The organism is Sphingomonas hankyongi (assembly GCF_023516575.1).
Classification (GTDB): Bacteria; Pseudomonadota; Alphaproteobacteria; order Sphingomonadales; family Sphingomonadaceae; genus Sphingomicrobium; species Sphingomicrobium hankyongi.
Genome location: NZ_JAMGBE010000002.1, coordinates 279,050 through 289,368, shown reverse-complemented (window position 1 = coordinate 289,368; position 10,319 = coordinate 279,050). Strand labels below are relative to the sequence as shown.

The 10,319-nt window shown below is 63.7% G+C and carries 14 protein-coding genes; all 14 read right to left on the bottom strand.

Annotated features, from left to right (window positions below; all coding sequences use genetic code 11):
• Positions 1-5 precede the first annotated feature (5 nt).
• A complete protein-coding gene (locus LZ538_RS06140; RefSeq protein WP_249831122.1) occupies positions 6-428 on the bottom strand; it encodes a Fur family transcriptional regulator in 423 nt (140 codons plus the stop codon).
• A gap of 51 nt (positions 429-479) precedes the next feature.
• Positions 480-902: a Ros/MucR family transcriptional regulator gene (locus tag LZ538_RS06135; RefSeq protein WP_249831121.1), complete on the bottom strand. Its 423-nt coding sequence runs from the start codon at positions 900-902 to the stop codon at positions 480-482.
• A 99-nt stretch (positions 903-1,001) separates the two neighbouring features.
• A complete protein-coding gene (locus LZ538_RS06130; protein WP_249831120.1) occupies positions 1,002-1,487 on the bottom strand; it encodes a GNAT family N-acetyltransferase in 486 nt (161 codons plus the stop codon).
• Positions 1,487-2,095, bottom strand: coding sequence for a tRNA (adenosine(37)-N6)-threonylcarbamoyltransferase complex dimerization subunit type 1 TsaB (tsaB, locus tag LZ538_RS06125; protein ID WP_249831119.1), 609 nt, complete (start codon positions 2,093-2,095; stop codon positions 1,487-1,489). The genes LZ538_RS06130 and tsaB overlap by 1 nt, the downstream gene beginning before the upstream one ends.
• Positions 2,096-2,152: 57 nt before the next feature.
• Complete coding sequence (locus tag LZ538_RS06120) at positions 2,153-2,725, bottom strand: NifU family protein (RefSeq protein WP_249831118.1); 573 nt, start codon at positions 2,723-2,725, stop codon at positions 2,153-2,155.
• A gap of 31 nt (positions 2,726-2,756) precedes the next feature.
• Entirely contained in the window at positions 2,757-3,455 is a 699-nt protein-coding gene (locus LZ538_RS06115; protein WP_249831117.1) for a cytochrome b/b6 domain-containing protein, read from the bottom strand.
• A complete protein-coding gene (locus LZ538_RS06110) occupies positions 3,419-3,994 on the bottom strand; it encodes a c-type cytochrome (RefSeq protein WP_249831116.1) in 576 nt (191 codons plus the stop codon). The genes LZ538_RS06115 and LZ538_RS06110 overlap by 37 nt, the downstream gene beginning before the upstream one ends.
• A 17-nt stretch (positions 3,995-4,011) precedes the next feature.
• Entirely contained in the window at positions 4,012-4,905 is an 894-nt protein-coding gene (gene mmsB / locus LZ538_RS06105) for a 3-hydroxyisobutyrate dehydrogenase (protein ID WP_249831115.1), read from the bottom strand.
• Positions 4,905-5,678 (bottom strand): enoyl-CoA hydratase, encoded by a 774-nt coding sequence (locus LZ538_RS06100; RefSeq protein ID WP_249831114.1) that lies wholly within the window; start codon positions 5,676-5,678, stop codon positions 4,905-4,907. The genes mmsB and LZ538_RS06100 overlap by 1 nt, the downstream gene beginning before the upstream one ends.
• A 10-nt stretch (positions 5,679-5,688) precedes the next feature.
• Positions 5,689-6,765 carry an enoyl-CoA hydratase/isomerase family protein gene (locus LZ538_RS06095; protein WP_249831113.1) on the bottom strand — a complete coding sequence of 359 codons (1,077 nt, stop codon included), beginning with the start codon at positions 6,763-6,765 and terminating at the stop codon, positions 5,689-5,691.
• Positions 6,765-8,396 (bottom strand): PHA/PHB synthase family protein, encoded by a 1,632-nt coding sequence (locus LZ538_RS06090; RefSeq protein WP_249831112.1) that lies wholly within the window; start codon positions 8,394-8,396, stop codon positions 6,765-6,767. Before LZ538_RS06090 ends, LZ538_RS06095 begins: the two co-directional genes overlap by 1 nt.
• Before the next feature lies 1 nt (position 8,397).
• The gene (locus LZ538_RS06085) at positions 8,398-9,540 is read right to left on the bottom strand and encodes an acyl-CoA dehydrogenase family protein (protein WP_249831111.1); all 1,143 of its coding nucleotides are present in this window, start codon (positions 9,538-9,540) and stop codon (positions 8,398-8,400) included.
• 61 nt (positions 9,541-9,601) lie between these two features.
• The gene (locus LZ538_RS06080; RefSeq protein WP_249831110.1) at positions 9,602-9,796 is read right to left on the bottom strand and encodes a hypothetical protein; all 195 of its coding nucleotides are present in this window, start codon (positions 9,794-9,796) and stop codon (positions 9,602-9,604) included.
• A 10-nt stretch (positions 9,797-9,806) separates the two neighbouring features.
• Positions 9,807-10,304: a hypothetical protein gene (locus LZ538_RS06075; RefSeq protein WP_249831109.1), complete on the bottom strand. Its 498-nt coding sequence runs from the start codon at positions 10,302-10,304 to the stop codon at positions 9,807-9,809.
• Between the last annotated feature and the right edge of the window lie 15 nt (positions 10,305-10,319).

Below are 10,319 nucleotides of genomic sequence, written 5' to 3'. Positions count from 1 at the left end.
TCGCCTTAGCGATCGCGGTCGAGGGCGACGCCGTACAGCTCCATGCGATGATCGACGAGGCGGAATCCGAGCTTCTCGGCGATCCGCTTCTGCAGGGCTTCGAGCTCGTCGTCGACGAATTCGATGACGTTGCCGGTCTCGACGTCGATCAGATGATCGTGGTGGCTTTCGGACGCCGCTTCGTAGCGCGACCGTCCGTCGCCGAATTCGTGCCGTTCGAGGATGCCGGCCTCTTCGAACAGCCGGACCGTCCGGTACACCGTCGCAATCGAGATGTTGGGATCGATCGCTGCCGCGCGGGCGTGCAGCGTTTCGACGTCGGGATGGTCCTCGCTGTCGCCAAGCACCCTGGCGATCGTCTTGCGCTGTTCCGTGATCCTGAGGCCCTTGTCGGCGCAGAGGGCCTCAATGTCGATTTGCCGGGTCATCGAGGCAGGTTAGGCATCGGCAGAGGCGCGGTCAAAGGCCTCCGCGCAACTTTACTTGCCGCGAGACTTGCGGCGCCGCGTGCCGAGGCCGATCGATTTGGCCAGGGTCCTGCGTTGCTCCGCGTAATTGGGCGCGACCATCGGATAGTCGGGCGACAGTCCCCACTTCTGGCGGTACTGGTCGGGCGTCAGATTATAGTGCGTCATCAGGTGCCGCTTGAGCATCTTCAGCCGCTTCCCGTCCTCCAGGCAGACAATATAGTCCGGCTTGATGGAAGAGCGGATGGGCACCTTGGGCTCGGGTCGCGGTTCCGCTGCCGACGACCTGCCGGAGATGCTGGTCAGGGCCGCATGAACGTTCTGGATCAGATTCGGCAAATCATTCACGGCAACGCTATTATTGCTGACGTGAGCGGCAACGATGTCCGCAGTCAAGGTCAGTAAAGTATCTTCGGCGTCTTCATTGTCGGCCATGGCATTTTCCTCGAACGAGCAGAGGCTGCGCAGTTCTAAAGCTGCAATTAGCTGCGCGTAGCCCCCGCGCTAGGGCTGCGCAATTATCGTTGGTTAAGATTAAACGGTCCTGGCGAAGGTCAATGCGTCGAAGTTCTGTCCGTCGGGCGCATGATAATACTTGCGGCGACGTCCGACCGGTTCGAACCCGGCCGCGCGATACATATGAACGGCAGGATTGCCGTCGCGAACCTCCAGATGAACTCTCGAAGCTCCATCCGCCGCGGCGCGCCGCGTGAAATGGTCGAGCAACTGGCGCCCAATGCCCTGGCGGTGCCGGCTCGGGAGCACGCCGAGCAGGAGCAGTTCGGCCTCGCCCGCAACGCAGCGCGACAGGGAGAAGCCGACCACGTTTCCCGTATGCTGTTCCCGCGCGAGCTGCAGCCAAACGCCCGCCATGGGCAGGATTCCGGCGCATTGGGACCGGGTCCAGGCTTCGCCATATTTCGATCCGAACGCCGCTTCCATGATCTCCATCACGGCTTCGAGATCGCGCGAGCTCCCGGGCTCGAGCTGGACGACGGTGCTGAGCGCAGGGGTCGCCATCAGGCCGCCTCCCGCACGCGCGCATCGGGCGCTCGGGCATAGACCGGCTTCGGGGCGAGGAGGCGCAGTGAGGCGGGCAGCCGCAACGCATCCGCCGCGGACGGAAAGGCATCGCGCGCCTCTCCCCATCCGCGCAACGCGACGAGCTGCGCCGCGCCGGAGCCCACGACCGTCGGCGCGTCCGTTTCTTGTGCTGCGGCATCGGGCCTGAGATTGGCGATCTCTCCGGCGGGCTCCAGGCCCGCTTCGAACTGCTGCACGAACAATTCGCCATGTCCGCCAGTCATCGCAGCAGCAATTCTCCCCGGCGCATCGGCCCGGGCGGCAAGCAGGGCGAGCGACGACATTCCGTGCAGTTTCGCATCCCAGCCGATCGCAAGGCCGTGCGCCGCCGCTATTCCCACGCGGATTCCGGTGAAGCTTCCAGGACCGGTCCCGACGAGGATCTGGTCGGGCCGCCGGCCTTCCAGCAATTCGGCGATCATCGGCACCAGTCGCTCTGCGTGGCCGCGCCCGATCGTCTCATCGCTGTGCGCCACGCACTGCCCGCCCTCATCGAACAGGGCGACGGTGCAGGCTGCGGTCGAGGTATCGAACGCTAAAAGCATGATCTGATGATGGTCACATGCGGCGGCTTGCCGCAACCCCCTAGAAACTAAGGCAGGTTAGACTGCTTCGACCGATTCCACCTCGGGCACATAGTGCCGGATGAGGCTTTCGATGCCCCGCTTCAGCGTGATCGTCGACGAAGGACAGCCGGAGCAGGCGCCCTGCAGGCCCAGGTAAAGCCGCCCGTCCTTATAGCCCCGATAGATGATGTCCCCGCCGTCCTGTGCGACTGCTGGGCGCACGCGCGTCTCGATCAATTCCTTGATCTGGTCGATGATGTCGGCGTCCTCGGGACTCTCCTCGAACACCGGATCGTCCGCGATATGGATCCCCCCCGCGCTGCCAGGCGCGAACAACGGCGCTCCGCCCACGAAATGATCGAGCAGGGTTTCGAGGACCAAAGGCTCGAGGTCCGTCCATGAAATGCCCGGCGCGGCAGTCACCGAGATGAAATCGCGCCCGTAGAACACGCCTTCGATCAGGCCGCTGTCGAACAAGGCGCTGGCAAGCGGCGAGGCATGCGCCGATTCGGCGTCCGGGAAATCGCGGGTTCCGGCTTCCATGACCGGCTGGCCTGGAAGGAACTTGCGTGTCGCGGGATTCGGCGTGTGTTCGGTGCGGATGAGCATGGTGGGGATGTGGCGGCGGAATGGGTTGCAATCAAGTACCGAACGGAGGTGCGCCGGCGATGATCCAGCGCGTGACGCCGATCGCTACCGCTAGGCAAATAAGCGCGATCCACCATTTTCCGCGACTCATCGGCTCGGTTCCCGGCGGGATCTCCGCCCGGCCCGTGATCATCGGGGCGACAAGCGATTTGCCCCGCAGGCGATAGAAGATGATCGCCGCGACGTGCAGACCGGCGAGCGCGAGAAGAACGTTGAAGAATTCCTCGTGCAGGTCGGTGATCTTGTCCGATAGATCGATGCTGACGAGATTGGCGATCGGACCGGACGCCAGCCCATCCTCATCGCTGCTGAGCAGGCCTGTTCCGACCTGGAAGGCGATAGCGCCGAGCAGGGCGACGACGCTGAGCGCGCCCAGCGGATTGTGGCCGATGCCTTTCCACTTGCCGCCGAGATAATCGCGAACTGCGCGAGGGCCACGAACGAAGCTGGAGAAGCGCGCGGTGGAGCTTCCGAAAATGCCCCAGAGCAAGCGGAAGATGAGCAGGCTGAGGACGGCGATTCCGGACCAAATGTGAAGGTCCAGCTCCTCATTCTCCCCCGCCCACCAGCTGAAGCCGATGAGCGCCGCCGTCAGCCAGTGAACCAGCCGCGTCGGCAGGTCCCAGACCGGCTGCTTCACCGAGCGCTCGTCGATCAGTGGTGCATCTCCGACCGGTATTTGTCGTGACACGCCTTGCAGGTGCCGCCCATGTCGGCGAACCGCGCCTTGATCGCTGGCACGTCATTTCCCTTGGCGGTTGCGCTCAACGCTCGCGCGGATTTCTGGAATGCGGACAGCTTGGCGACGAAGTCCTTTTCATTCTGCCAGATTTCCGGCTTGGCGCCCGTCTTGCCTGCGTCTGGCCCGGTGCCGGCGGGGAACCAGCCCGAAGCCTTGCCCGACAGGTTTGCGATTTGCGCCGCCGCCGTACGGACGGCAGCGAGATTGGGAGATGCGGCGTCGAGCTCGCGCCTGATCACTTTGTTGTTCTTCCCGATGCTTTCCATGCCCTCGTGACGCTCGTGCATGATCTTGAGCGCCCGCTCGCCGGACACGGGCTTGGCGACGAGCACGATCATTGCATTTGTGGCATTGGAATCCGCAGTCGCAGGTGGCGATGCATTGTGGCTCATGTTGGCGTCCGCATCGTTCGCCTGGCTCTTTTCCGGCCCGCCGCAGGCAGCAAGCAGGGCACAGGCGCTCGCGGTGGCAATCAAGGCAAATCGCATGACCACTCCTACTTCTGTTAGGAAACCTTCCAGCTGTCGTCGATCATCTTGATGATTCCGGAGAAGTCTTTGTTCCCTCCGCCGCGATCAACGAACCTCTGGAAAAGCTCTTCTGCTTCGCCGCCGATAGGCGTGTAGGCCCCGGCCTCCTGAGCTGCCTGCATGGCGAGCTTCAGATCCTTGAGCATCAGTGCTGCCGCGAAGCCGCCCTCATAATCGTGATCCGCGGGCGTTTCGGGACCGACACCGGGGACCGGTGCATAGCTGGTCATCGACCAGCTTTGGCCGGATGCTTTAGACGCGATGTCGAAGAAGACCTGCGGGTCGAGCCCCAGCTTCTGCGCCAGTACGAAGCCCTCGCACGTCACGATCATCGTCGCGCCGAGGATCATGTTGTTGCAGATCTTGGCCGCCTGTCCCGCGCCGGGCCCTCCAGCGTGGATGACGGCCTTGGCCATGGGATCGAGGATCGGCTCGGCTTTTGCGAACGCCTCGTCCGAACCGCCGACCATGAAGGTCAATGTGCCGCCGGCCGCCGCGGCGATGCCGCCCGATACCGGCGCATCGACCATCGTATAGCCCTTCGCCGCTGCTTCCTCTTCCACCGTCCGCGCGCTGGCGACGTCGATGGTCGAACAATCGATCAGCAGGGCGCTGGTCGGCGCCTTGCCCAGCACTTGGTCGCGATACACGCCGAGCACATGCTGCGCCGCCGGAAGCATGGTGATGACGACTTCTGCCCCCTCAACGGCTTCCTCGGTCGAGCCTGCGCGTAAGCAGCCTTGCTCGACGGCCTTGGCCAGCGCTTCCTCGCTGAGGTCGAAGGCACGAACGTCATGGCCCGCCTTGGCGAGGTTCGGTGCCATGCCGCCGCCCATATGACCGAGGCCGATGAATGCGATGCGTGCCATTAGCGAGCCTTCCAGTTGCCGGGGCGCTTCTCGACGAAAGCGGTCATGCCTTCCTTCTGGTCTTCCGTGCCGAACAGGCCGTGGAACAGCCGGCGCTCGAAGCGGATGCCCTGCGCCAGGCTCATCTCGAAGGCCGCATTGACCATCTCCTTGGTGGCGATGGCCGCAAGCGGCGCCATGCCGGCGATCGCTTCCGCCGTTTTCAATGCTTCCTCGACCAGATGATCGGCCGGAACCACCTTGGCGACGAGGCCCGAGCGTTCCGCCTCGGCGGCGTCCATCATCCGCCCTGTCAGGCACATCTCCATCGCTTTCGCCTTGCCGACGGCCCACGTTAGGCGCTGCGATCCGCCCATGCCGGGCGTGACGCCGAGCTTGATCTCCGGCTGGCCGAACTTGGCGCTGTCGGCGGCAATGATGAAGTCGGCCATCATCGCGACCTCGCAGCCACCGCCCAGCGCATAGCCCGCAACCGCGGCGATCCACGGCTTGCGGGTCGCCGTGACCTGCTCCCAGCCCGCAAAGAAGTTCGACGAATACATGTCGGCAAAGCCCTGGCTCTGCATCTCCTTGATATCCGCGCCCGCCGCGAATGCCTTCTCGGAGCCCGTAAGGATCAGGCAATGCTGCGACTGGTCGGAATCGTACGCGCCGAAGGCATCGATCAATTCCTTCAACACTGTCGAGTTGAGCGCGTTGAGCGCCTGCGGACGGTTCAGCGTGACCAGCGTCACCGCACCCTTCTTCTCGACCAGGATCGTTTCGTAGCTCATTGAATCCTCTTCAGAAGTCGAACGGCCGCCATTGCTCCTCGAGCGGCAGCGGTTCGAAGAAGGCCTCGACGTCGCGGTCGCCGATGACCTGCGGGTTGGTCGGGTGCCAGTTGGGACGGTTGTCCTTGTCGATGAGGAGTGCGCGCACGCCTTCCTTGAAGTCGGGATGGTGGATCAGGCGGACCATGATCCCATATTCCATCCGCATCTCGTCGACGAAATGGAGCTGGTAGGGACTTTCCTGCAGCAGCTTGAGGCTGACCTTGCAGGCCATCGGCGACTTCTTGCGAATGGTCTCCGCTTCTTTCGCCGCCCAGCCGTCGCCTTCGTCCGCGCCCGCGTCCAGCGCCTCGATGATGTCCTCCAGCCGGTCGCTCGCGAAATAGCGGTCTATCTTCTGGAGGTTCTCCATGATCTTCGCGTCCGGGATATATTCTTCGCTCAGCTCATCAAGCACTGCCTGGGTGCGGAACGGCTGGGCCATGATCCGTTCCTTGGCCTCCTCGAGCCTGTCCGACGGCAGGTAATGGGTGGCGAGCCGCAGGCGCAGGCATTCGGCGCCGTCTAGCCGCGCTCCCGTCAGTGCGAGGAACTGTGCGAGCCGCCCCCGCAGCCGCGACAGATACCTGCCGCCGCCGACGTCCGGGAAGATGCCGATCGTGGTCTCGGGCATGGCAAGCACGGTCCGCTCCGTCGCCACGCGATAGCGGCATGGACAGGCGATCCCCACGCCGCCGCCCATGGTGACGCCGTCCATGAAAGCTACCCCCGGCTTGGGGTAGGTATATTCGAGGTGATTGAGCCGATATTCGTCGAAGAAGAAGGCGCGCGCGGCCGTCTCATGGCCTTCGACGTTCTGCGAGATGTCGACGACGTCGCCGCCGGCGCAGAAACCCCGGCCTTCGGTGTGGTCGATCAGGATGATGCGCACGTCTGGATCGTCGCGCCATTCTATCAGCGCGTTGGCCATGTCGCGGACCATCTGCCGGTTGAGGCTGTGGAGCGCTCGAGGCCGGTTGAGGCGAAGGCGGCCAGCGAGGCCTTCCTTCGGGGTCAGTACATCCTGGCTCGCGATCGGCATATCCATCACGGCATCATCACGTAGCGGCCCGGCGCCGGCTCGATCGGCTTCTTGGGCTGGCGTGCCGCGACTTGCTTGCCGTTGCCTTTGTCATCGAGCCACTTCGTCCACCACGGCCACCAGCTGCCCTCATGGCGAGTTGCGGTTTCGAGCCACTGCTTCGCATCCGCCGGCTGTTTGGAGTTGGTCCAGAAGCTGTGCTTGTTGTTGGCTGGCGGGTTGATGACCCCGGCATTGTGCCCGGACCCGCCAAGCACGAACTCGGCCTTCAAATGTCTGGCGCCCCGATAGACGGCATCCCATGCCGACACGTGATCGTCCTTTAGCGCGATGACGAGCATGGGCGTGGTGATGTCGGCAAGATCGATCGCCGCATCGCCGACCTTGAAGCCTGCCGCATCCGTCAGCCGGTTCTCCAGCAGGAGCTCTCGATTGTAGCTCTTGAGGAATGCGGCCGGGATCCGAGCGCCATCCTCGAACCAGTAGAGCAGGTCGGAAGGGGGAGCAGGGCGGTCGAGGAGATAGTGGTTCACCACCGACGACCAGATGAGGTCGTTGGCGCGCATCGCCGCGAACAGCCGCTGCAGTTCCAGGCTGTCGACGAATCCCTGCGCCTCGAGATGATCCTCGAGCGCGGTGAGGTGGCTTTCGTGAACGAATGCTGCCCAGTCCCGCATGTCCGAGAAATCCACCAGCGAACCGATCAAGGTCGCCGAGTTCACCTCATTCGCGCGCCCCTTCGCGGCCAGCCAGGCTAGCGCGATTGCCGCGAGCGTTCCGCCGAGACAGAAGGAGAAGAGGTCGGGAGCTGCGCCGGCCCGCTTGCGAACCTGACCGACGGCCTCGACGATGCCGGAGAGCACGTAATCTTCGACGCCCTTGTCCTTGTGCTCGGGGCCCGGGTTGATCCAGCTTATCACGAAGACGGTGCGGCCCTCGTCGACCAGCCATTTGACCAGGCTTTGCCGGGGCACGAGGTCGATCATGTAGTAACGGTTCACGAGAGGCGGCACGTAGAGCAGAGGCTCAGCCGCGACCTTGTCCGTCGTCGGATCGTACTGGATGAGCTGGAACAGCTCGTTTTCATAGACGACCGCGCCCCGTGTCGCGGCGACCGTATCGCCCTTCTTGAACGCGTCTGGGTCCGTTCGGCGCTGGACGATGCCCTTCCCGCTGCCGACGTCCTCAAGGAGGTTGAGGAAGCCCTGCACGAGGTTGGCGCCGCCGGTCTCCTTGGTGCGCTTCACGACCTCGGGATTGGTCGTCGCGAAGTTCGTGGGCGCAATCGCGTTCAGATATTGATCGAGCAGGAAGCGGGCCATCGCCCCTTGCGGTGTGTCTCCCGCTGCTTTGCCGACCGTCTCGCGCAGCTGCTTCGAAGCGAGCAGGTAAGCGTCACGCATCGCGCGATAATAAGGATCGTCCTGCCATTCCGGAGCGGAGAAACGGCGGTCGCGGGGCTTGTCGGTTGCCTTCCCGGTCACGGCGCCGGTCCAGAAATCGGACCATTGTCTCGCCGCTTCCATCTGGACCGTCAGCAGCTCTGCTGGCCTCGCCGCGAGCCCGACTGCGGCTTCACCTGCCGCCTGGGCGAGCGCGAACGGGTCGAACGGAAGTGTCGGCCTGCTGCTTGCCATCTTACTGCCGCAGCATGTCGCGGCTGACGATGACGCGCATCACCTGGTTGGTGCCTTCGAGGATCGAATGGACCCGAAGGTCGCGCCAGAAGCGCTCGATCGGATAATCCTGGAGGTAGCCGTAGCCGCCGTGCAGCTGGAGCGCGCGGTCGACGACGGAAGAGCCGGTATCCGTCGCCAGCCGCTTTGCCATCGCCGCGAAGCGCGTCTTGTCCGGCGCATTGGCCGTCACCTTCGCCGCTGCGACATAAAGCAGGTATCGGGCGGCCTGCAGCTCGGTCTCCATGTCGGCAAGCGTGAACTGCGTCGCCTGGAAGTCGGCGATCGCCTGCCCGAACTGCTTGCGGTCCTTGGTATATTTGATCGCCTCGTCGAGGCAGCGCTGAGCGCCCCCGAGCGAGCATGCGCCGATGTTGAGCCTGCCGCCGTCGAGACCCATCATTGCGATGCGGAAGCCTTCTCCCTCAGCGCCGACGCGGTTGGCGACTGGCACGCGCACCTCGTCGAAATTGACCTGGGCAGTCGGCTGGGAATGCCAGCCGAGCTTCTTCTCCTGCGCGCCGAAGCTGACGCCTTTCATGTCCTTTTCGATGACGAGCGCGGTGATGCCCTTCGGGCCCTCCTCGCCAGTCCGGACCATGGTGACATAGATTTCGTTTTCGCCGCCGCCCGAGATGAACGCCTTGGAGCCGCTGACGACATAATGGTCGCCGTCGAGCACCGCCTTGGTCTTGAGTGCAGCCGCGTCCGAGCCCGACGACGGCTCGGTCAGGCAATAGCTGCCCATCCTTTCCATCGTGATCATCGACGGCAGATACTTCTGCTTCACCTCGGCGGAGCCGAAGCGGTCGATCATCCAGCTCGTCATGTTGTGGATCGAGATGAACGCGCTGGTCGACGGGCAGCCGTACGCCATGGCTTCCATGATCAGCGCCGCCTCGAGCCGGCCGAGCCCGATTCCACCGCTTTCCTCGCTGACATAGATGGCTCCGAAGCCCAGCTCGGCGGCTTCGCGGATCGTGTCGCGTGGGAAAATGTGCTTCTCATCCCACTCGGAAGCGTGTGGGGAAATTGCGTCTGCCGTGAATTTGCGCGCCATCTCCTGAATTTGGAGCTGGTCGTCGGTGAGATCGAATTGGCTCATTGCGCGGGCGCTCTAGCCCGCCGTTTCCCGATGAAGCAATCCTCGAAGAGCATGGACGCCATCAGTAGGCGTTGCTCTCCGCATTCAGATCGGACACGTCGGCGTTGTCGGCCCCGTTCTCGAGCTGATCGGTCGGGGTGGCGCTGCTTTCGTCAGGCGGCAGCGCTTCAACATCGGCGGCGTTGTTGTTGATCGCGATATTCTGGTCGGATTGGTCGCGCTGGCAGGCACACAGGCCGGCAGCGAAGACGAACAAAGGTATGACCCTACGTGCATTTCGCATAGTTAAAGCTCGCTGATGGGTTGGTCTCCGTCCGCACGAGGTCCTGGCCCTGCAATTTCAGCGCCTGGAACTTCGTCCAGCTCTGTCCTTCCCCTGTAAAAGCAAAATCTCCGCTCATCGAGTCATCGTCGGTCTCGACGTTGCTCGTGGGCTTCGCACGCGATTCATAGAAGCGCAGCTCGTCCCCCGTGATCGTCAGCAGACCTTTCGCGTCGCTGCGGCCGGGGATGCAATCGTTGGCGCCGAGACCCCAGCGTCCCTGCAGTGCAGCAGGGATTTTTCCCGAAACAGGCGCCGCGACGGCATTCCCTTCGGCGACAGCATTGGTCGGCGGCGTCCCGCTTACGTCCGGCGAGGGCTCGTTGACGGTGGGGAGGCCGGCCGTGTTGTTCGCTCCATCGGCCACCGGGTCGCGCCCGCCGCAAGCAACGACGGCCAGCATTCCGAAGCAGGACAGGATCGGTGCGATCGCGCGGAGCATGAGGCTCCAACGCTG